Annotated in this window: 36 protein-coding genes; 11 read left to right on the top strand and 25 right to left on the bottom strand. The window is 69.9% G+C overall.

The features are described 5' to 3' along the window. Position 1 precedes the first annotated feature (1 nt). The 8 genes from AB0G11_RS29120 to AB0G11_RS29085 all read left to right on the top strand — a co-directional run bounded on the left by AB0G11_RS29120 (position 2) and on the right by AB0G11_RS29085 (position 4446). Positions 2 to 523 carry a hypothetical protein gene (locus tag AB0G11_RS29120; protein WP_357589714.1) on the top strand — a complete coding sequence of 174 codons (522 nt, stop codon included), beginning with the start codon at positions 2 to 4 and terminating at the stop codon, positions 521 to 523. 2 nt (positions 524 to 525) lie between these two features. Then, complete coding sequence (locus AB0G11_RS29115) at positions 526 to 1047, top strand: hypothetical protein (protein WP_357589712.1); 522 nt, start codon at positions 526 to 528, stop codon at positions 1045 to 1047. A gap of 8 nt (positions 1048 to 1055) precedes the next feature. Continuing rightward, the gene (locus AB0G11_RS29110) at positions 1056 to 1415 is read left to right on the top strand and encodes a hypothetical protein (RefSeq protein WP_357589710.1); all 360 of its coding nucleotides are present in this window, start codon (positions 1056 to 1058) and stop codon (positions 1413 to 1415) included. Between the two features lie 69 nt (positions 1416 to 1484). Then, the gene (locus AB0G11_RS29105; RefSeq protein WP_357589709.1) at positions 1485 to 1793 is read left to right on the top strand and encodes a hypothetical protein; all 309 of its coding nucleotides are present in this window, start codon (positions 1485 to 1487) and stop codon (positions 1791 to 1793) included. After that, positions 1793 to 2440, top strand: a complete 648-nt coding sequence (locus AB0G11_RS29100) for a hypothetical protein (protein WP_357589707.1) — start codon at positions 1793 to 1795, stop codon at positions 2438 to 2440. Before AB0G11_RS29105 ends, AB0G11_RS29100 begins: the two co-directional genes overlap by 1 nt. Continuing rightward, complete coding sequence (locus tag AB0G11_RS29095) at positions 2440 to 3441, top strand: peptidoglycan recognition family protein (protein WP_357589705.1); 1002 nt, start codon at positions 2440 to 2442, stop codon at positions 3439 to 3441. Before AB0G11_RS29100 ends, AB0G11_RS29095 begins: the two co-directional genes overlap by 1 nt. A 96-nt stretch (positions 3442 to 3537) precedes the next feature. After that, complete coding sequence (locus AB0G11_RS29090; protein ID WP_357589703.1) at positions 3538 to 4032, top strand: lamin tail domain-containing protein; 495 nt, start codon at positions 3538 to 3540, stop codon at positions 4030 to 4032. 9 nt (positions 4033 to 4041) lie between these two features. Next, on the top strand, positions 4042 to 4446 hold the full coding sequence (locus tag AB0G11_RS29085; RefSeq protein WP_357589701.1) for a hypothetical protein: 405 nt from the start codon (positions 4042 to 4044) through the stop codon (positions 4444 to 4446). Positions 4447 to 4572: 126 nt separating this feature from the next. Here the strand turns inward: AB0G11_RS29085 and AB0G11_RS29080 are convergent, their stop codons facing one another. Both AB0G11_RS29080 and AB0G11_RS29075 read right to left on the bottom strand, forming a co-directional pair. After that, positions 4573 to 5535 carry a hypothetical protein gene (locus AB0G11_RS29080; RefSeq protein WP_357589699.1) on the bottom strand — a complete coding sequence of 321 codons (963 nt, stop codon included), beginning with the start codon at positions 5533 to 5535 and terminating at the stop codon, positions 4573 to 4575. Next, positions 5522 to 5689 carry a hypothetical protein gene (locus AB0G11_RS29075; RefSeq protein ID WP_357589697.1) on the bottom strand — a complete coding sequence of 56 codons (168 nt, stop codon included), beginning with the start codon at positions 5687 to 5689 and terminating at the stop codon, positions 5522 to 5524. The genes AB0G11_RS29080 and AB0G11_RS29075 overlap by 14 nt, the downstream gene beginning before the upstream one ends. Positions 5690 to 5793: 104 nt before the next feature. Here AB0G11_RS29075 and AB0G11_RS29070 point away from each other — a divergent pair, with 104 nt between their 5' ends. Further along, the gene (locus AB0G11_RS29070; protein WP_357589695.1) at positions 5794 to 6072 is read left to right on the top strand and encodes a hypothetical protein; all 279 of its coding nucleotides are present in this window, start codon (positions 5794 to 5796) and stop codon (positions 6070 to 6072) included. Here the strand turns inward: AB0G11_RS29070 and AB0G11_RS29065 are convergent. The 22 genes from AB0G11_RS29065 to AB0G11_RS28960 form a co-directional block, all read right to left on the bottom strand. Then, positions 6046 to 6249, bottom strand: a complete 204-nt coding sequence (locus AB0G11_RS29065; protein ID WP_357589693.1) for a transposase — start codon at positions 6247 to 6249, stop codon at positions 6046 to 6048. The two genes, AB0G11_RS29070 and AB0G11_RS29065, sit on opposite strands and share 27 nt — an antisense overlap. A 111-nt stretch (positions 6250 to 6360) precedes the next feature. Further along, positions 6361 to 6498 (bottom strand): hypothetical protein, encoded by a 138-nt coding sequence (locus tag AB0G11_RS29060; protein WP_357589691.1) that lies wholly within the window; start codon positions 6496 to 6498, stop codon positions 6361 to 6363. Further along, positions 6498 to 6644, bottom strand: coding sequence for a hypothetical protein (locus AB0G11_RS29055; protein ID WP_357589689.1), 147 nt, complete (start codon positions 6642 to 6644; stop codon positions 6498 to 6500). Before AB0G11_RS29055 ends, AB0G11_RS29060 begins: the two co-directional genes overlap by 1 nt. 12 nt (positions 6645 to 6656) lie before the next feature. Continuing rightward, entirely contained in the window at positions 6657 to 6962 is a 306-nt protein-coding gene (locus tag AB0G11_RS29050; RefSeq protein ID WP_357589687.1) for a hypothetical protein, read from the bottom strand. A gap of 65 nt (positions 6963 to 7027) precedes the next feature. Beyond that, the gene (locus AB0G11_RS29045; protein ID WP_357589685.1) at positions 7028 to 7264 is read right to left on the bottom strand and encodes a hypothetical protein; all 237 of its coding nucleotides are present in this window, start codon (positions 7262 to 7264) and stop codon (positions 7028 to 7030) included. Positions 7265 to 7535: 271 nt separating this feature from the next. Further along, complete coding sequence (locus AB0G11_RS29040; RefSeq protein WP_357589886.1) at positions 7536 to 7856, bottom strand: HU family DNA-binding protein; 321 nt, start codon at positions 7854 to 7856, stop codon at positions 7536 to 7538. 257 nt (positions 7857 to 8113) lie between these two features. Then, complete coding sequence (locus tag AB0G11_RS29035; RefSeq protein WP_357589684.1) at positions 8114 to 8266, bottom strand: hypothetical protein; 153 nt, start codon at positions 8264 to 8266, stop codon at positions 8114 to 8116. Then, positions 8263 to 8391 carry a hypothetical protein gene (locus AB0G11_RS29030; protein ID WP_357589682.1) on the bottom strand — a complete coding sequence of 43 codons (129 nt, stop codon included), beginning with the start codon at positions 8389 to 8391 and terminating at the stop codon, positions 8263 to 8265. Before AB0G11_RS29030 ends, AB0G11_RS29035 begins: the two co-directional genes overlap by 4 nt. An 82-nt stretch (positions 8392 to 8473) precedes the next feature. Further along, positions 8474 to 8677: a hypothetical protein gene (locus AB0G11_RS29025; protein WP_357589680.1), complete on the bottom strand. Its 204-nt coding sequence runs from the start codon at positions 8675 to 8677 to the stop codon at positions 8474 to 8476. Beyond that, complete coding sequence (locus AB0G11_RS29020; protein ID WP_357589678.1) at positions 8674 to 8856, bottom strand: hypothetical protein; 183 nt, start codon at positions 8854 to 8856, stop codon at positions 8674 to 8676. The genes AB0G11_RS29025 and AB0G11_RS29020 overlap by 4 nt, the downstream gene beginning before the upstream one ends. Then, entirely contained in the window at positions 8856 to 9074 is a 219-nt protein-coding gene (locus AB0G11_RS29015; protein ID WP_357589676.1) for a hypothetical protein, read from the bottom strand. Before AB0G11_RS29015 ends, AB0G11_RS29020 begins: the two co-directional genes overlap by 1 nt. A gap of 251 nt (positions 9075 to 9325) precedes the next feature. Continuing rightward, positions 9326 to 11440 carry a hypothetical protein gene (locus AB0G11_RS29010; RefSeq protein WP_357589674.1) on the bottom strand — a complete coding sequence of 705 codons (2115 nt, stop codon included), beginning with the start codon at positions 11438 to 11440 and terminating at the stop codon, positions 9326 to 9328. Beyond that, the gene (locus AB0G11_RS29005) at positions 11437 to 11709 is read right to left on the bottom strand and encodes a hypothetical protein (RefSeq protein WP_357589672.1); all 273 of its coding nucleotides are present in this window, start codon (positions 11707 to 11709) and stop codon (positions 11437 to 11439) included. The genes AB0G11_RS29010 and AB0G11_RS29005 overlap by 4 nt, the downstream gene beginning before the upstream one ends. Continuing rightward, complete coding sequence (locus AB0G11_RS29000) at positions 11706 to 11924, bottom strand: hypothetical protein (RefSeq protein WP_357589670.1); 219 nt, start codon at positions 11922 to 11924, stop codon at positions 11706 to 11708. Before AB0G11_RS29000 ends, AB0G11_RS29005 begins: the two co-directional genes overlap by 4 nt. Continuing rightward, the gene (locus AB0G11_RS28995; protein ID WP_357589668.1) at positions 11921 to 13072 is read right to left on the bottom strand and encodes a hypothetical protein; all 1152 of its coding nucleotides are present in this window, start codon (positions 13070 to 13072) and stop codon (positions 11921 to 11923) included. Before AB0G11_RS28995 ends, AB0G11_RS29000 begins: the two co-directional genes overlap by 4 nt. A 106-nt stretch (positions 13073 to 13178) precedes the next feature. Continuing rightward, positions 13179 to 13370 carry a hypothetical protein gene (locus AB0G11_RS28990; RefSeq protein WP_357589666.1) on the bottom strand — a complete coding sequence of 64 codons (192 nt, stop codon included), beginning with the start codon at positions 13368 to 13370 and terminating at the stop codon, positions 13179 to 13181. A 112-nt stretch (positions 13371 to 13482) separates the two neighbouring features. Further along, a complete protein-coding gene (locus AB0G11_RS28985; protein ID WP_357589664.1) occupies positions 13483 to 13632 on the bottom strand; it encodes a hypothetical protein in 150 nt (49 codons plus the stop codon). Further along, on the bottom strand, positions 13629 to 13943 hold the full coding sequence (locus tag AB0G11_RS28980; protein WP_357589662.1) for a hypothetical protein: 315 nt from the start codon (positions 13941 to 13943) through the stop codon (positions 13629 to 13631). The genes AB0G11_RS28985 and AB0G11_RS28980 overlap by 4 nt, the downstream gene beginning before the upstream one ends. Next, entirely contained in the window at positions 13940 to 14233 is a 294-nt protein-coding gene (locus AB0G11_RS28975) for a hypothetical protein (RefSeq protein WP_357589660.1), read from the bottom strand. Before AB0G11_RS28975 ends, AB0G11_RS28980 begins: the two co-directional genes overlap by 4 nt. Before the next feature lie 182 nt (positions 14234 to 14415). Beyond that, entirely contained in the window at positions 14416 to 14580 is a 165-nt protein-coding gene (locus tag AB0G11_RS28970; RefSeq protein ID WP_357589658.1) for a hypothetical protein, read from the bottom strand. Between the two features lie 34 nt (positions 14581 to 14614). Further along, positions 14615 to 14881 carry a hypothetical protein gene (locus tag AB0G11_RS28965; protein WP_357589656.1) on the bottom strand — a complete coding sequence of 89 codons (267 nt, stop codon included), beginning with the start codon at positions 14879 to 14881 and terminating at the stop codon, positions 14615 to 14617. 128 nt (positions 14882 to 15009) lie between these two features. After that, positions 15010 to 15249 (bottom strand): helix-turn-helix domain-containing protein, encoded by a 240-nt coding sequence (locus tag AB0G11_RS28960; protein WP_357589654.1) that lies wholly within the window; start codon positions 15247 to 15249, stop codon positions 15010 to 15012. 166 nt (positions 15250 to 15415) lie between these two features. On the opposite strand from AB0G11_RS28960, the gene AB0G11_RS28955 reads away from it, so the two are divergent. Beyond that, positions 15416 to 16198 carry a GntR family transcriptional regulator gene (locus AB0G11_RS28955; RefSeq protein WP_357589652.1) on the top strand — a complete coding sequence of 261 codons (783 nt, stop codon included), beginning with the start codon at positions 15416 to 15418 and terminating at the stop codon, positions 16196 to 16198. A gap of 50 nt (positions 16199 to 16248) precedes the next feature. Here AB0G11_RS28955 and AB0G11_RS28950 read toward each other — a convergent pair whose 3' ends face one another. Then, positions 16249 to 16503 carry a GntR family transcriptional regulator gene (locus tag AB0G11_RS28950; protein WP_357589650.1) on the bottom strand — a complete coding sequence of 85 codons (255 nt, stop codon included), beginning with the start codon at positions 16501 to 16503 and terminating at the stop codon, positions 16249 to 16251. 93 nt (positions 16504 to 16596) lie between these two features. On the opposite strand from AB0G11_RS28950, the gene AB0G11_RS28945 reads away from it, so the two are divergent. Beyond that, positions 16597 to 16794, top strand: a complete 198-nt coding sequence (locus AB0G11_RS28945) for a hypothetical protein (protein ID WP_357589648.1) — start codon at positions 16597 to 16599, stop codon at positions 16792 to 16794.

Here is a 16794-nt window from a genome sequence, read left to right as displayed (position 1 = left end):
CATGCCGATCAAGGTTTTCGCCGACGGCGACCGGCCGACCGCCACCGACTTCAACCTGCACTTCATGCAGCAGGTGCACGCGTTGAAGACGGCGAGCGAGTCGGTGGTGTCGTCCACCACGCTGCAGGATGACGACCATCTCGCGGTGCCGGTGGACGCCGGGACCACCTACTGGGTGACCGCGGTCATCCACTATTCGGCGGCGACGGCGGGTGACCTGCTGATGGGCTGGAGCGCGCCGGGCGGCGGCACGACGTTCGAGTGGGTCAGCGACGCCTTCGCGTCGAGCAGCACGGCGGGCGGTGTGGACGCGGTGTCCCGCTCCTACCAGCAGCTCGGCTCGACCCCGTCGCCGGGCGGGAACGGCACCGGCGTGCTACTGGCGTGCATCCCGCGCGGCATCCTGATCACCGGCAGCATCGCGGGCACGTTCCGTTTCCGGTGGGCGCAGTTCGCCTCCTCTGCGACGGCGACGACGGTGTATCCGGAGTCGATTCTGATCCTGCGCAGGCTGACGGAGTAGGCATGCCGATCAAGACGTGGTCGTCGGGTGAGCGTCCTTCCGCCGCTGACCTGAACCGGTATCCGCTGCAGCAGGCGTTCCGGCTGAAGACGGCCGACGAGTCGGTCACGTCGAGCATCACACTGCAGGACGACAACCACCTGTTCCTCAGCGTCGCGGCGAACACGGACTACTGGGTGCAGGGCCATCTCATCTACGAGGGCGCGGCCAACCCGTCCGGCGACCTGCAGCTCGGCTGGAGCTATCCCAGCGGCGCGGCGTGGACGTGGGTCAGCGACGCGCTCGGCACGGGCGAGACGGCATCGACCGGCATCATCTCCCGCACTCGGCAGGTCGGGTCGGGCAGCAGCTCGCCGGGCACCGTCGGGGCCGGCGTCCTGGTGGTGGCCGTCCCGAAGGGCGTGCTGCGGGTCGGCTCCAGCTCGGGGTTCCTGAAGCTGCGCTGGGCCCAGCTGGCGTCGTCGGGCACGCCCACCATCGTCAAGACCGGCTCGCTGCTGACCATCCGCCGGCTCACCACCTAGGAGGGGCTGTGAAGTTCACCTACCGGCCGGGCACGCCGGAGGAGGTCGTCGCCAACCTGCACCGGCTGCGTGGTCGGGCCGGCAGCGGGGCGCGCATGCTGAACCGCGCAGGCCGGCCTCTCGCGGGCCGGGACGTGGAGGCGGAGGCGGAGGCGCTCAAGGACGCCGGCGCGACGATCGGCCACATCTACAAGCACGGCTTCCCGGCGGCCACCCCGCACGAGCAGGCGATGGATGAGGCGCTGGCGGCGGCCCGCGCCCACGGTCGGCCGCTCAGTGCGGAGATCGTGCAGACGCCGGAGCATGAGGCGGCGGGCGAGTTCCTAGTGAAGGTGCTGCTGCTCGGCGGGGAGGTGCCCCGCACATGATCGTGCCGTCCGCGCGGGTCTGCTCCGCCCTGGGAGCGCGGGCGGCACTCACTTCGGCGAGGGGGCGATGTGGCTGATGAGCCGACGATCGGCGAGTTGTCCCGGCGCCTGGACGGGGTGATGGCGATGCTGGCCCAGCTCGTGCAGCGCGGCGAGTACGCCTCCGATCAACGCCTGTCGGAGCGGCGGTTCTCCGAGTCGGAGCGGCGTTTCACGGAGCTGGAGCAGGACGTCGCCGAGATTCGGAAGGCGATGGAGAAGACGGTCGAGAAGCGGCAGACGAACGCGAGGCAGGCGCTGTACGCGGGCATCCTGCCGGCGGTGTTCATCCTGCTGGGGATCGCCGTGCAGATCTGGCTTGCCGCGAGGGGCACCTGATGGGCTGGCATACCCGCAAGGTGCGGGTGCCGTGGTGGTCGCTGGGCGCTGGCGTGGTACTGGCGGTTCTTGCCGCGCTGGTGTCGGTGCAGATCCACGCGTTCGGCGAGCAGTTGCGCAGGTCGGAGGACGACCGGCAGGTGCTCAGCGACCAGGTGGAGCGGCTGGGCGGCGTGCCGCTGGTGTCGCCGTCGCCGGGTCCGCGCGGCGAGCAGGGCGAGCCTGGCCCGCCGGGGCGCCCGCCCACGTGGGAGGAGATCAGCCGCGCGGTCGCCGACTACTTGGAGAAGCACCCGCCGAAGGCCGGCGCGGGCCCGTCGGAGCAGCAGGTCGCCGCCGCGGTGTCGGCCCACCTGGCGAAGAATCCGCCGCCCGGCGGGCGCCCGCCCACCGACGCGGAGATCGCGGCGGCCGTGGCCGCCTACCTGGCCGAGCAGCCGCCGCCGCCGGGCAAGCAGGGCGAGCCCGGCAAGCAAGGAGAACCGGGCCCGGCAGGAGAGCGAGGGCCTCAAGGAGAGCAGGGACCGCGCGGCGAGCAGGGACCGCCACCGACGTCGTGGACGTGGACGTGGCTGGGGGCGACGTGGACGTGCCGCCAAGACCCGCCCGGCGCGGCGACCTACCGATGCGAGCAGGAGACACCGTAATGACGATCATCGAGTCCCGGGCGTCGTGGGGCGCCGTGCGTCCGCGATCCACCTCGTATCTGGGGTCGGCGCGCGGCGTGAAGGCGCACTACACGGGCGGCCGGGTGGATCCGGCGACGCTCACGGATCATGAGGCGTGCCGGGCGGCGGTGCGCGGCATCCAGCGCGGCCACATGCTGGGCAACGGCTGGTCGGACATCGGCTACAGCATGGTGGCCTGCGCCCACGACCGGGCGATGATCGGGCGCGGCCCGCGCGTCCTCCCGGCCGCGAACGGCCCCGGGCTGAACAGCGGCCACTACGCGATCCTGCTGCTGGTCGGAACGTCCGGCGTGACGGAGCCGACCGACGGCATGAAGCGGGCGTTCCACGGAGCCCGCAGGTATCTGCGCGAGCGCGGCGCCGCGGGCGCCCAGATCGCTGGCCACCGCGACGGCTACGCCACGAGCTGCCCCGGCGAGCCCGTCTACCGGTGGGTGCGCGCGGGCGCCCCGCTGCCGAGCACCACCCCGTCGGCGCCTTCCGCCGACCCTGAGCCCCTGCCTGAACCGGAGGAGGAGAGCATGCCCGAGATCGTGAGCCTGGGCCTGGAGGACGAGGTCGTCGTCCCGCCGTCCACCGACTACCAGCCGTGGTGGACCGCCGAGTGGAAGGACTCGGCGGGCTGGCACCCCACGGACGGCCAGTCGATCGCCCCCAACGTCAAGGTGTGGGCCGACGCCGTGGCGTTCGTGGCGCTGCGCGGCCTCGCGCCGGGCGAGCCGGTACAGGTGGCGCTCACCCGCCACAACGACGACGGCACCATGCAGGACGTGGCCTGGCCGATCAACCGGCCCGCCCTGCTGCGCGCCGACGCCGACGGACGGGTGGAGGCGAACCTGGCCGCCCAGTTCGGCCTGTCCGGCGACTCTCGCGCCCGCGTGTTCATCCGGCACGCCTCGACCGGCGTGGTGACGCTGGAGACGGCCAGCGCCTTCAAGGCGCTGCTGCACCGGTCCTGACGACCGGAACCCCTGCGCGGAGCCCCTGTCCGCGCCCGGGCGGCCTGCCAGATGCGGGCCGCCCTTCGCATGTCCCCATCCAAGAGGAGCACCCTCATGCGCAAGATCCTCGTCCTGCTGGCCGCCGCGGCGGTCGTCCTCGCGGGCGGCGTCGTGTACGCGGCGGCCGCCGCCGACCCAGACGTGGCCATCACCCGCGTCAACTACAACGCCGTCGGCGCCGACACCACCGGCAACCGCTGGCAGGAGGCCATCTACCTGCGCGCCCGCGCCGACCTGGCGGAGCCGCTCGACGTCGGCGGCTGGACCGTCCACGACTCCTACACCAGCGCGAGCGGCGAGCACACGAACGCCTACACGTTCCCGGCCGGCACCGTGGTGAAGCCGAACGGGCTGATCGTGGTGTCGCCGGCGGCCGGGGTGAACAAGACCGACCCGAACGCGACGCAGCTCTACTACATGGACTTCAAGCGCGGGTATCGCGGCCACTTCATCAACAACGGCGGCGACACGCTCGCCCTCGACGACGAGGACGGCAACCAGGTGGCCCGCTTCTCCTTCGACTTCGACAACGGCTACTACGTCCGCTAGGAGCGCCCCATGTCCAACCACGTATCCGCGCCCGACACCAGCGAGCTGACCGGCGAGCCGGCGCTCTGGCTGGGCCTCGCGTCCGGCGCTGTGCAGCTCGCCGCGGCGTTCTGGCTGCCCTGGCCGGACGAGACGGTCGCGGTCGTCAACGCCGCCCTGGCCGCCCTGTTCGGCGTCTGGGTGGCGTTCAGCACCCGGGCCAACGACAACGGCGGCAGCATCAAGGGCGCGATTCTGGGCGCAGGTCAGGCGCTGATCACGCTGGCGATGGTGTTCGGCTGGAACGCCAGCGGCAAGCAGACGGCCGCGCTGATGATGTTCCTGACGATGGCGACGGGCGCGTTCATCCGGCAGACGTCGAAGCCGAAGCCGGAGCGTGGCGTGCACCGCGACCGGGACGTGTCCGGCCTGTAGACCCCCACGGAGCCGGGTGCTCTCGCCAACCTTCCGGCGAACCGTGGGCACCGATAGCCCCGCTTGCCCTTACGGGGCAGGCGGGGCTATCGGCATGTTGAACAGCAGAAGCGCCTTCGGCCCTACCTACGAGGCCATGCCATTCTGCTCAGCTTCCGCCTCGTGAACAGCCCGCAGGAGAGAGCAGAGCAGCATCACCGCAACCGTGCAGTTCTCGGGGTTGCACTGCACCTGAGACGGATGGTGGACCGTCGTGTGTCGGCTCAGCGTCGCCAGCGGATCGACGCCCCTGTTGGGATACCACTCCGTGTAGAAGCCGACGATCGGGGCTTGTGCTGCGGCGAACTTCAGCCGGTTGAACGTCAGGTGCTCCCAGTCGAGTTTCGCCTGCTTCACGGCAGCCTTGTAGGGGGCGATCCGGCTGGTGATGACGGCCTCCGTCACGCAGGTGGCGAGGGTCTGAGCGGCCTCGTCGTGGCCGTCCTCCCATGCCGCGATCGCCTTGCGCGCAAGCGCCACCCACTCGTCCAGATCGGGGCTGTCGATGGGGGACAAGCAGGCAAGGCAGTCCGCGCGTACATCGTCCCTACGCTCGAACAGAACCGCGATCCGATCGTCGCGAGTCGCGCCCGCCATGAGCTTGGACAAGATGTCGGCACGGGGCACCCACACAAGAGGGATGCCGTCGGTGAACAAGATCTCCTCGATCTTGTCGTACTTCACATCCGCCCCGTCCCAGTTCGGCGGCAGCCGCTCCTTGGCCCACTCGCGCAAGCTGGCCAGCGCAGGCTGGAGTGATCCAACCCATCTGGTGAGAGCCGGCTGTAGGGCCTCCGAGATGCTGCGAGACCACATGGACGACAGTTGAGCTCTCGGGGCGAGCTGGCGCGCAACGTCCGCCCATGCCGCCGTGAGCGATCGACTGATGCCTTCGAGGTGTGGCTGGACGCTCTTCCTCATCTGGTCGTTGAGGGGCTGAGCCAGCCTCTGGAACGCCTCGCTCTGCACCAGTGCGCGGAGGTCGGGCTGCTCGGGACGCGTCGAGTCAGGAAGGTCATCGCCCTCGTGATCGTCATCAGCCTGATTCATGGCGCTCACGGTACATGCGCCGCACATGTTCGTTCACCTGGTTAGGTGTCGGCTCGCCCTCGCATATCTGGTAGCGCAGACGCTCTGTGGGCGTCATCTCCGGCCAGACGTCGGCGAGGTCAGGATCTTCGCTCGGCAGCATGTGATCGTCCATGCACTCATCGTCGCCCGATCGCCCGGCCGCGCGCAGCATGTCGCAGCAGGTCACCCCCGCCGTCCGGCGTAGAATCAGCCGACCGCGCACCACCTGGGGGAAATGTGACCGCCTACGAGCCGCCCGCCGACCTGCTCGACCTCCGCAAGGCGTTCGTCGCCACCGAAGCCCAGCTCGCCAACCTCCGACAGGCGCACCCCTCTCCCACCGCGATCGCCGCCGGCGAGGCGGAGCTGACCGACGAGCAGCGGGTGGAGTGGGCCGCCGCACTCGACGAGTCGCGCCGACTGGCGGAGGAGATCCACCGGCACTCCTGGTGGGCGACGGTGGACAACCGGCACTCCGCGTGGATGGCGCTACAGAGCGCTGCGGTGGGCGCGTAGCGGGATGACCTCGACGAGGTCGGCCAGATCCACGTGCCGGGCGACCTGCTTGACGCTGGTGCAGTAGCCGAGCAGGTAGCGGCGGCCGTTCACGTCCTGGGTGACGCGCAGGCACGGCCGCTGTTCGAGCACGATCGGCTCGATGAGGATGCCGTCGGGGCCGCGCCACACTGCCACGACCGCAGGATAAGCGAATTCGGACATTAGGTCTTACAGTGGGCGTGCGAGAGCCCCGGGTATGGGGAAGCATCCCGGGGCTCTCGCGCTGGCTGGAGCTAACCTACGGCCTTAGTCCTCCTCCTCGCCGTCGGCCTGGTCTCTGCACGGTTCGCAGGCCCCGCACCCGTAGTACTGGCCGTCGATCAACTCGGGGGAGCATTCCTCAACGTAGGCCGGCTCGTCGGCGCCGGCGGAGGTGTCGGTCATCACGCTCCCGTCCTGTGCAGCACGTCGAGCACCTGGGTGCGCGGGTCGGTCGGGTCCACCTTCCGCAGGTCCTGGTCGAGGGGACCGTCGTAGCCCTCCTCGCGGATCCGTTGCAACTCACGGAACCGGGGGTTGTCGTCGAACATCGTTGTCTCCGTTCAGGAATCGAGGGCGGTGGTGTGGCTGTCCAGGAAGGCTCGTACGTCGTCCCAGGTCGCTAGCCGGTGCCTGTCGTCCTGCCGGGAGAAGGTGCGGTACCCGGCGTAGACGAGCCGCCAGTCGTCCGGGCAGGGGGCCCAGGTGGTGCCCAGCTCGATCGAGTCGCCGGGGACGTTGAAAAGGAAGTCGAGGTCGATCGTGTCGGAGTTGGGGACTCCGCGCAGGTCATCGACCAACACCTGGACGGCGGGCAGCCGGCGGCCGTAGTCGACGGCTTGCTGAATGACGGTCGGATAGGCGGTCATGGGTCGCATGTTGGGGTCTCCCTGTGGCGGTGTGCTGGGTGATGTTCTCGGCCGCCCTGTGTGGCCTACGGCTTGTAGTCGTTCCGCGAGAGCGCAGCCTCCACGTAGTCGGCCTCCGCCGGGGTGCACTTCGCGAGCGCCCGGTGGTACCGGTTCCGGTTCGCCACGAAGTCGTCGCCGTCGGGGTCGCCGCCGTACCACTTCATGCCGAGGTTGAGTGCGTCGCGCACCAGGCCCCGCCGCAGCGGCGGGCCTTCGGACTGCGCGGGCTGCGCGGTCTTCTTGCTGCTGAACAGGCCCATCGTGGGGCTCCTCTCCGTGGGCCGGGGTTACCGGAAGCGGATGTTGCAGGTCCAGCGGTGGATCTGGTCGCACGGGCACACGGTGATTTCCGTGTGCTGACCCTCCGTGAGCCCGGCGGGCCATGTGTACGTCGCCTCGTTCCTGCATTTCTTGCATGTGGCCCGCTGGACGTGAGGCTCGGTAGTGCGCATCGGTTCTCCTGGCTGTCGTGATCGTGGTGAGAGGGTTGGTGGCCCGGCCGCGCCAGCACCGGACCACCAACGAGAGGGGTTAGGCGGAGACGGCCTGCTTGAAGCCCGCGCCCGCCTTGAACGCCGGCACGTGCTTGGCCGCGACGGGCACGGGGGCGCCGCCGCGCGGGTTCGGCGCGGTGCGCGCCTCGCGGAACCGGCGCTCGAACGACCCGAACCCGATGATCTGGACGGTGTCGCCGGACGCGACCGCCTCCTGTACGGTGTCGAGCGTCGCGGAGATGATGGCGGCCACGTCGGTCTTGCTGCGGCCGGTGCTGGCGGCGACGGCGTCGATGAGCTGGGACTTGTTCATGGTGTCTCCCTCGTGATGGTGGAGCGGACGCTCCGGGCCGCCCACCCGCCGTGCAGCGGATGGGCGCACCCGCAACAGCCGCGCCTATTTCAAGAGCACGCTGCCGACGCCTCCGCACACTTCGCACCTCTTGGTCACGGGATAGATTTGTGTCCGCCCATCGCCCCCACAGGTGGCGCACTTGACGACGTGGCCTTCGCACTTTGACTTCTCGCACATGGTGATCTCCTTCGTGGTCGGGGCCGGTCGCCCCGGGCACCCCGCCCGCCCGGTGCGGCGGGCGGAGCACCCCGAACGGCCGGTCAGAGGCGCGACCGGGCGGGCACGCGTACGGGGGCGTGGTACTCGGTGTCGAGGTCGGCCGCGTAGACGGTGCGGCGGCAGGGCGTGCACCGGTAGACGACCGGACCTCCGTCGAGCGCCGCAGTGCAGCGCGGGCAGCGGGCGGCTGTCACTTGATGACCTGCTTGCCGGTGCCGTTGCACTTGGTGCACGCGAGGCCGAGAATCCCCTTCGTCCCCTTGCCGTAGCAGACCTTGCAGTCGACGAGGTGGCCCTGCGGCTGCTGGTTGTCGCACATGCTCGTTCTCCTTCGTTCGGGTTCGGTCTGGAGCGCTCTGCTCCGGACACCCCGCCCGGCGTGCGGGCGGGGATCCGCAACCTCAGCGCTCTCCCGCGTCCCGGCAAACCTGTTCGCCGCCGCATCGGTGCAGTTCGCACCTCTTGCAGATCTGCGTCGGCTCGACATGCGCCGGCGAGCCCTCTCCGCGCGCGAGCTCGGCGAGCGATTCCGCGCGGCGCCGGGTGGCGGTGCTGGCGGCGGAGTGTCCACGCACGATCACGCGATACCGGTCAAGCGCGCTCACTGGTCGGCCTCCTGCGGGCCGCGGGCCAACATCACGATCGCGCCGACCGCCAGCACGCCGGTCGCGACCAGCGCCGCCACAGCAAGCGGCACCCGGCCGGAGAACGCGAGGCCGAGCGTGGCCAGCGAGCCGACGAAGACCACGACGCCGATGACGGCGACCTTCGCGAAGACGCCCATCACCACACCCGCTTCGCGGCGCGGTTCGCGGACTCGCGCATGAGCCGCTTCGCCTGGCGGGGGCCGACCTCGGCGATGAGCTCCCGCTCGGCGGCCAGCTTCGCGGCGCGGGTGACGCCGAACCCGTTCGCGACGTCCGCCTTCCGGTTGCGCTGGTTGGTGGTCTGGCCCTGCCCCTTGGCCTTGGCCAGCTTCGCGGGCGGCATCCGATCGAACATGGTTGTCTCCTGTCCCGGTGGGGTGTGTGGGGAATGTGGGAGCGGCTGCTCCGGGCGGCCCTCCAGAAGGTCTGGAGAGCCGGCCGCAACCACCCGCTCAGCGTGTAGCGGTCCCCGACATCTGTTACGGCTCCGCTACACCCGCCGTAACGCCGTTTACCTGCGGCTCCGGCTTTTGTAGCGGCGTTACGCCACCTCTCGGAACCTGCTGTTCCCGCCCCTCAGGGGCGCTCTGAGGGGCGAACTCGCCGCTACGCGCGACCGATCTCCCGCCGCTCCAATGCGGCCTCTACGAAGGTTCTCTTGCAGCCCTTCAGAACCTGGCCATTCACGCGGACGTTCTCACTCGGCACATCCAACCCGCGCAACAGCGCGCTCAAGGACTCGCCCGTCAGATCGCTGTACGCCTCAGGCCGGAACGTAGCCAGAGCCTCGGCCAACGGCCCCCAATGTGCATAAGGGCCAGATGGCCACACCCTTTGAACGTCAACCAGGACGTCCACCCGCGGCAGTTCTTTATCATCGGCCCACGCCGGCCGACCGCCGCGAAGCTGGATTGCCCGCCCGAGAATCTTCTTCGTCGTCTTCTCGTCCGGGTACTGCGAGCGGACGGCGGTCGGCGAGGCGAGGCCGGTCACCATCCCCCACCCGGCGTCGATCTCCGGGCGGAAGCTGGTGCCGGTGATGCCGCGCTTGTACGAACCGGTGCCGAGGATCATGTCGTTCGCGATGTGGTCCTGCACCGCCAGACACCAGCGCATGTTGACGTTCCGCGTGATGCCGGGCGGCAAGCTGTCCTTGTCTGGGATCTGTGTCGCCAGGATGACGATGATCCCCAGAGCACGCCCCCGCTTGATGACCCGCTCCGCCTTCTCCGAAGCCTCAGGCGAAGCGCCGAACAACTCGTGAACCTCGTCCAGCAGCACAACCACCGGGTGCAGGCCGACCCCGGCCGCGGCCAGCTCGGGCGTCACCTTTCCCTCCGGAGCGCGGCCCTCGGCGCGGAACTTTTTGATCAGCTTTCCGCGTTTCTCCGCCTCCCTCAGAGCCCAGTCGATGATGCGCTCGCCGTCCTCGATCGCCTCGTCGTCGACGCCACACACGTACGTGGAGCACAGGCCGGCGTCGTAGAAGTCGGTGAAGTCGCCCGTCCCCTTGTACTCGGCAATCTTGAACTCGGTGTTCGGGTCCAGCGCGGCGGCCAGCGCCAGCGCGCGGGCCGCATACGACTTGCCCGACCCTGGCATGCCTCCGATCAGCCAATTGCGGGCGAACAGTGGCGCACTGACGGCGCGTTGCCGCTGGTCAGCGCCGAACTCGACCGGGTCGAACACGCTGACGCGGGCGCCGTCCTCCGCGATGCTCCACCGCGGCGGCTTCATCTTCGAGGCCGGCTGGTAGCCGACCCACAGGTCGAGCTGCCCGGCGTGGTCGGGGCCTGCGGTGGGCCACACCTGGTCGATCGGTAGTCGCAGCGCGGAGGACAGCTTGCCGCGCTTCTCGCACACGTCCACCGCCTCGACACCGATAGGCAGGTTGCAGCGGGCGAGCTGTCCTGGCCCGTCGCGGTGGATCTGCGCAGGGAACGTGATCTTCTTCGGGTCCTTCAGCCCGGCCACGCCGATCGAGCACAACGCCTCGCGCACCTTCTCCGCCGTCAGCCGCTCATACCTGGTCACCGTCACGGCGGGGCTGGTGATGGGCTTGTCGACGGGCCTACCGGCCCTGGCCAGCCCGCCGAGGACGCCGCCCCACAGCGGCACCTGCACGTACCAAGGCAAGGTCAGCCACGCCAGCGCGCTCCCGCCGAGGGCGGCCAGCAGGCAGCATCCGGCGAGCGGCAGCCGCTTCTTCACGTGCGCGTTCCGCCGGTCCACCAGCCGCTCGTACGCGGCCAGATCCCCCGCTTGGAGCGCCTTCTGACGCGCCGGCGACGCCTCCAGATCCCACGCCCACCGCCACAGGCGGCCCAGCAGCCGCCCGCCGCCGACGGGCGCCCAGCGCAGCGCACGCCCCGCATACACGGGGGTGCGACTGGCCTGGAAGGCGACCCGATACCCGGCCTGGCCTGCAACGTAGCGGGCGGCCGTCTTGAGGTCCTGCTTGGAGCGCGCCCACGCGGGGACGATGGGGTGCCGTTCAGCGACGGCGTTCCCGGTGATGGTGGCGAACACCTTGGGCGGCTCGGGCTCGGCGGGCTGGTCGACGGGCGGGCCGGTGAGGGTTTCCTCGCCGGCGACCTCCGCGTCCTTCTCCTGGGGAAGCTCGACTTCTCGACCAGGCGCGGCGTCGTGCTCGATGACCTGCATAGGCTCCTCAAGCTCCTCGTCGGGCGGGTTGGGGACGATGCGGAATGGCCTGGTCATGACGCCTCCTTCGGGGCTCCAACGGACTCCAGGCGCCCGGCGGCGATGGCGAGGACGCCGCCGATGAACGCGACCGCGCTCACCACCATGTGCAGCGCCTCGACCAGCAGCAGCAGGGTGTGGCGCAGCAGGTGACGGCTGGCGGTGAACACCGCGACCCATCCGGCGGCGCTGGCGGTGGCCCGGATCTCGGCCCGCGCCGACGCGCCGCTCGGGGTGCACATCGTGAACGCGGCCAGGAGGAGCAGGGCTATGAGTGGCATGGTCATCGGTGTTCACCCCTTTCGCGGGCGCGCTCGATGCGCAGTGCCTGGCGGTAGCCGAAGCAGACGCTGACGCCCAGCAGGGCAACCGCGAACGCGGCGGCGAGTGGCAGCACCAACCCGATCAGGGCGGTGAGCAGAGCGACCGCGAGGAAGTACGCGGCAGCCTCGATCAGGTCGAGGACGATCCATGCGAGAGCGAGCAGGATGCGGCGCGTCACGACGCCGCCTCTCCCGTACGCGAGTCCGTACCGAACACCGCGGTGCGGGCGTCCCGTACAGCCTTCTCGCACCACGACCGCGACCGGTGCGACCGCCCAATCAGGGCGTCATAATCCGGCGCCCACTTCTCGCCACGGGCCGCCGCAGCCAGAATCTCGGCCGTGATTTCCCGTACGAATACGTCCCGGTCGATCGCCTCGGGAGCAGGAGTTACGGACCGCGTACGGAACACGTAGGCCGTACGAACCGGCCGCGTACGGGCGGCAGCCGGCCGGTAGGCGAACGCGCGCCGCACCACCTGAACCGCTGGCTTCCGGACGAACGCGATCTGACGCTCGACCCGGCCCGGCGGGAGCGCCCTTTCCGTACGCGGCTCCGTACGGTCGACGACGACTTCGCCCTCCACCGTCCGGCTGGACAGCCCGAGGTCGAGGTTCGTGAACGCCGCCAAAATGATCGGCAGCGCGACCACGATGGCCACCGCCACGATCGGCCCCAGCAGGTGCAGCACCAGCGACGACAGCGAGAACTCCCGCCCGTCCGGCAGCGACCACGGCAGGTACGGCCAGGCGTTCATCCCGACCGTCAACCCGAGAAAGATACGCTCCACCCGGGTCAACGTCTTGGACTCGATCGGCTGGCCGAGCGTGGCCAAGTAGGTGCGGGCGTACACGACGACGATCAGGGCGAGCGACATGAACGGCTCGACCAGCCACGCGAACACCCACCGCGGCGACCACGGGTCGGCGCCCTCGGCGGCGAACGCCTGCACGCCGGCGGTCGACCAGCCGAGCGCGAGGGCGAGCGACACCATCGCGACAGCGACGACGCGGCGGCGGGTCCGCAGCGCGCGGTAGGCGCGCATCATCGGGTCTTGGGCGAGCTCGTGCAGCCGGGCGGCTTCGGCGGCCTTCTTGCGGTGCTTGCGCACCTTGCCGGTGTCGACCTTGAGCGGGGTGCCGTCGTCTTGGAGCCCGGCGAGGAGGTGCGCTTCGGCGACCTCGGCGCGGAGGGCGCGGACCCGCTTCGTCTCGCCGTCGACCGGAGGGGCGGGCGGGTTGGGCTGCCTGTCGATGGCTCTCGTGGGCGGCGGGTGGGTGGCGGCCGGGTGGCGGCCGTTGACCCGCTCGGGCTGGATGGTGGTCATGGTCTGTGCTCCTGGTTTGTGGAGTAGGTGAGGCTTGGCGCCCGCCCCCGGCTTGCTCCTGGGGGATGCCGGCTGCCTGACGGCTCCGGTCGGGCTGTCGTGCTGGTCAGTCGAGGGTCTTCAGGTCGTCGGGGTAGTCGAGCGGGTAGCCGTCCACGCCGTAGCCGTCGGCCCGGTAGCGCTCGACGCTGTTCTCGTACACGCCGGGCTCGTCGTGGTTCTTGCGGTAGGCGAGGTCGATGCGGATGCGCTTGGCTCTCGCGTCGGCCAGGCGGCGGCGGACCTCCGGGCGAGTCACTTCTCGCCTCGCGTCTCCGGCGTGTCCTTCTTGCCGGGCTTGGTGGCGGCGGTGGGGCGGGCGGACTGCCAGCGGTTGAGCCTGGCCAAGTCCTCGGCGAGCTTGTCCCGCTTCACCGCTTGCCCTTGCCGCACTTGGTGCAGCCGGGGTGCGTGCACCGGCTGGCGTCCATCAGCGGGCGGGTTCCGGCGGGGCGCTTGGCGTTGGCCTTCAGCGTCTTGTCGAGCTGCTTGAGCGTGTCCTTCATCTCGGAGGGGCTCACCGGGCCACCTCCGGCCTGGGCATCGCCCGGCACTTCTCGGCGTGCCGCTGAGCCCACGCCTGGATCTGTGCGATGCGCGACTGGAAGTCCTCGTTGCTGTCCAGGTCATCGGTCTTCCAGAACGAGAAGCTGTAGCCGTAGTACGTCTCGCCGCACCGCTCGCCGGTGCACGCACCGTGCAGCCGGTGCGTGACCGACTTCGAGTACCTGCCGTGCTCCGTCGTGTCGTCGATCACATCGACGGTCGCGCCGCCGACGGTGAGGTAGCGGGCGATGACGCCCTCAGGCCATGCGATCTGCTGAGTGGTCACGACGCCACCGCCCACGACAGCATGGCGGCCTCCGCGATCGCGCCGCTGAACGCCGCCGCCACGTAGTCGGGGATCCGCACCTCGTTGTCGTCCGGGTCGCGCACCACCAGCACCGGCGCCTCGCCGTCCCGCACCAGCATGTCGATGCGCATCGCGCTGCCGTCGTCCAGCCGGATCGTGGCCACCTCGACGCAGTGGTCCCGCTCGCCGGGCAGCTCGCCGTGGTGGTCGGCGCGGCAGCCGCGCGGGCAGGGCCGCTCGACCGGACGGAGCAGGGTCGTAGACTCCATGAAGATCTCTCTTTCCTGTGAGGCAGGCGGATGAGGTTCAGGTCGGGCCAGGCGGTGGAGTCGCCTGGCCTGACCGCTTTCCGGGGGCTACGCGAAGAGGGCGTAGCCGATGGCGATGAGGCCGACGTTCGCGAGCAGGAAGACCAGCGCGAACATGATCAGGTTGAACAGCGTGGGCCTCATCAGGTGAGGACCTTGCTGAAGAACACCGAGAGCTGGTCGGCGCCGTGCATGATGCCGTCGAGAGCACCGTTGACGGCGTCGGCGGCGTTGGCCGGACGGGTGAACAGGTAGAAGAGAGCGAACGCGGCGGCGACGTAGACGAGCCGCTTCCTCCAGCCGTGCATGATCGGGTCCTTTCGCGAACGGTGAGTAGGAGGGTCAGGCCAGGCGGACCTGGGCGAGGATGGCGTGAGCGAACTGCTCGGCCTCGGCCGGCGTCAGCTCCGCGTCGGGGTCGTGGTGGATCTCGATGAGGGTGCCGCCCGGCCCGGAGCTCATGGCGATGCGGCCGGGTGCGTTCCACTGGCCGCCGGGGGTCGGGATGTCGCGGCTGTAGCAGTAGCCGCCGCTGTGGTCGTGGCGGGCACACCACGGCTTGCACGCGGCGCGAGGCAGGGGGATGAGGACGGGCGTAACCTGGGACACAGATCGCTCCTCCTGGCTGTAGACGGGCTGATCGAGGGCTCGCGCGGGGTGTTGGCTCACCCCGGCGAGCCCGATCTTCTGTGCGGAAGACGCGCGGCGGCTGTCGGCGCTCCAGCGGGTGGCGGCCATCAGACGTCCACCTCGTTGACCGTGAGGCTGACCGGCTCGGGGTCCACGACCTCGGCCAGCAGCGCCTCGACGTCGGCGCGGAGGAAGACCAGGACGCGCCCGCCAGGGTTGCGGCGCGACCGCAGCTTGCCGGTCCGAGCCCAAACCCTGACGGTCTCGGGGTCGACCTCGAACAGGGCGGCCACCTCGGGGACCTTCATCAGCGGCTTCGGCTGACGCTCGGCCGGCTCGGTAATCACGACACCTCCAAATCGGGCATAGGGCTAGCAAGGACACGACGACCCCCGGGAAGACCACGGAAAGCGTCGTACGACAAAGCATCGTACGACGCTTGCAGGATGTCAAGGGAATCGTCGTACGACGCTCAACGAATTGGCCTACGACACTTCCGGTATCGTTTGAGCTATGTCTCCTGAAGCACACTCCGGGCCGGCCACTCGCATAGCCGATGACCTGCGCCGAGCCATTGCAGAGGGCGAGCTCAAGCAGGGGCAGAAGCTCCCCCCGGTGCGCGACCTCGCCGAGACCTACAACGTCAGCCGCAACACGGCCAGCAAAGCTGTCGCCCAGCTCCGCAACGAGGGCCTGATCACCACCCGCTACGGGTCCGGTGCATACGTGCGCGAGGAGTATCCGGTGCGCCGTCTCGGCCCGGACCGCTACGCCCGTTCACGCTGGGCAAACGTCACCGTGAAGACGTACCCAGACGAGCGTCCCGACGGGACTCCCGTTTCGCAGCAGGGACACCAGACGCAAGAGGTTGAGCTCGTCGAAGCGGACGAGCGGACCGCCGCGGCGCTGGGGGTTGAGCCTGGCACTCCCGTGTACGAGCGGGCCCGCGTGATGACGCGCGACGGGCAGCCCACCCACACCATGACCTCGTACTACCGGCGAGAGGATGTCGAGGGCACGCCGATCACGGACCCGCGGCCAGGCATCGCCGGGCAAGGCGGTGGATTCGCTGTTCTGGCCTCACGCGGCCTGGAGCCGGCGGAGATTACAGAGAACCTGCACGCGCGCATGCCCACCGCCGACGAGGTCGAGCTCCTGGAGATGCCCGCGGGGGAGCCGGTCGTCGAGCTGCACCGTGTCACTCGCACAGCCGACGGGCGGCCGGTGGAGTACGCCCGCGGCGTCCACGCGGCGTCGCGCTTCGCCTGGTCGTACACGTTCCCGATCCCCGACTGAAGCGGCACCGGGCGACGTCAAGCAGGGCCGGCGGAAACGCCGGCCCTGCTCTATGTGGTCTCCGGCCACGACTCCTGCGGCGCGACGAAAGTGCCGCGCCCCTGCACGGTCACCGTCCAGCCCTGCTCGCCGAGCGCTGCCATCGCCCGTCGCACCGTGCCCCGGCTCACGCCGTGCTCCTGCTGCAGGTGCGCCTCCGACGGCAGCACCTGGCGGGGCGCGTAGTCGCCCGCCTGGATGCGGCCCCGCAGGATGGCGGCGAGCTGCTCCCACAGCGGCGTCGGATCCAACTGGTCAACAGTCACACCAACACGTTACGGACGACCGTCACGGGCAATGCGGGCGGGCCGTATAGCACAGGCTGTACGAGTTAGACGTGCAGTACGTATGGTCAGCGCATGGGCGCCACGATTTCCGCATGGGTAGACCGAGAGGGCAGGGTGTGGCTCGACACCGGCCACGTCCACCAGGAGTCCAAAGAGCCGGTCGTGGAGCTGCTGAACGGCGACGCCAGAGGATCGCTCGGATGGGTCAGCAAGACGTTCGGCCCGCTCGAAGAACTCGGCATCACCCGCAGCGCGAGGCCGACACCCTGA

This window comes from Nonomuraea sp. NPDC023979 (assembly GCF_040639085.1).
Taxonomy (GTDB): domain Bacteria; phylum Actinomycetota; class Actinomycetes; order Streptosporangiales; family Streptosporangiaceae; genus Nonomuraea; species Nonomuraea ceibae.
This window is presented reverse-complemented; position numbering and strand designations above follow the sequence as displayed.

What these genes read in the sequence shown, in the direction of transcription:
- AB0G11_RS29020 (WP_357589678.1), bottom strand. Translation starts at nt 8,856, where the DNA reads ATGGGCGTCTTCGCGAAGGTCGCCGTCATCGGCGTCGTGGTCTTCGTC.
- AB0G11_RS28975 (WP_357589660.1), bottom strand. Translation starts at nt 14,233, where the DNA reads ATGGAGTCTACGACCCTGCTCCGTCCGGTCGAGCGGCCCTGCCCGCGC.
- AB0G11_RS29120 (WP_357589714.1), top strand. Translation starts at nt 2, where the DNA reads ATGCCGATCAAGGTTTTCGCCGACGGCGACCGGCCGACCGCCACCGAC.
- AB0G11_RS28995 (WP_357589668.1), bottom strand. Translation starts at nt 13,072, where the DNA reads ATGACCACCATCCAGCCCGAGCGGGTCAACGGCCGCCACCCGGCCGCC.
- AB0G11_RS29045 (WP_357589685.1), bottom strand. Translation starts at nt 7,264, where the DNA reads ATGGGCCTGTTCAGCAGCAAGAAGACCGCGCAGCCCGCGCAGTCCGAA.
- AB0G11_RS29095 (WP_357589705.1), top strand. Translation starts at nt 2,440, where the DNA reads ATGACGATCATCGAGTCCCGGGCGTCGTGGGGCGCCGTGCGTCCGCGA.
- AB0G11_RS29055 (WP_357589689.1), bottom strand. Translation starts at nt 6,644, where the DNA reads ATGTTCGACGACAACCCCCGGTTCCGTGAGTTGCAACGGATCCGCGAG.
- AB0G11_RS29075 (WP_357589697.1), bottom strand. Translation starts at nt 5,689, where the DNA reads ATGGACGATCACATGCTGCCGAGCGAAGATCCTGACCTCGCCGACGTC.
- AB0G11_RS29015 (WP_357589676.1), bottom strand. Translation starts at nt 9,074, where the DNA reads ATGTTCGATCGGATGCCGCCCGCGAAGCTGGCCAAGGCCAAGGGGCAG.
- AB0G11_RS29010 (WP_357589674.1), bottom strand. Translation starts at nt 11,440, where the DNA reads ATGACCAGGCCATTCCGCATCGTCCCCAACCCGCCCGACGAGGAGCTT.
- AB0G11_RS29090 (WP_357589703.1), top strand. Translation starts at nt 3,538, where the DNA reads ATGCGCAAGATCCTCGTCCTGCTGGCCGCCGCGGCGGTCGTCCTCGCG.
- AB0G11_RS29030 (WP_357589682.1), bottom strand. Translation starts at nt 8,391, where the DNA reads ATGTGCGACAACCAGCAGCCGCAGGGCCACCTCGTCGACTGCAAGGTC.
- AB0G11_RS29080 (WP_357589699.1), bottom strand. Translation starts at nt 5,535, where the DNA reads ATGAATCAGGCTGATGACGATCACGAGGGCGATGACCTTCCTGACTCG.
- AB0G11_RS29100 (WP_357589707.1), top strand. Translation starts at nt 1,793, where the DNA reads ATGGGCTGGCATACCCGCAAGGTGCGGGTGCCGTGGTGGTCGCTGGGC.
- AB0G11_RS28955 (WP_357589652.1), top strand. Translation starts at nt 15,416, where the DNA reads ATGTCTCCTGAAGCACACTCCGGGCCGGCCACTCGCATAGCCGATGAC.
- AB0G11_RS29085 (WP_357589701.1), top strand. Translation starts at nt 4,042, where the DNA reads ATGTCCAACCACGTATCCGCGCCCGACACCAGCGAGCTGACCGGCGAG.
- AB0G11_RS28970 (WP_357589658.1), bottom strand. Translation starts at nt 14,580, where the DNA reads ATGCACGGCTGGAGGAAGCGGCTCGTCTACGTCGCCGCCGCGTTCGCT.
- AB0G11_RS28945 (WP_357589648.1), top strand. Translation starts at nt 16,597, where the DNA reads ATGGGCGCCACGATTTCCGCATGGGTAGACCGAGAGGGCAGGGTGTGG.
- AB0G11_RS29050 (WP_357589687.1), bottom strand. Translation starts at nt 6,962, where the DNA reads ATGACCGCCTATCCGACCGTCATTCAGCAAGCCGTCGACTACGGCCGC.
- AB0G11_RS29060 (WP_357589691.1), bottom strand. Translation starts at nt 6,498, where the DNA reads ATGACCGACACCTCCGCCGGCGCCGACGAGCCGGCCTACGTTGAGGAA.
- AB0G11_RS29115 (WP_357589712.1), top strand. Translation starts at nt 526, where the DNA reads ATGCCGATCAAGACGTGGTCGTCGGGTGAGCGTCCTTCCGCCGCTGAC.
- AB0G11_RS29005 (WP_357589672.1), bottom strand. Translation starts at nt 11,709, where the DNA reads ATGACCATGCCACTCATAGCCCTGCTCCTCCTGGCCGCGTTCACGATG.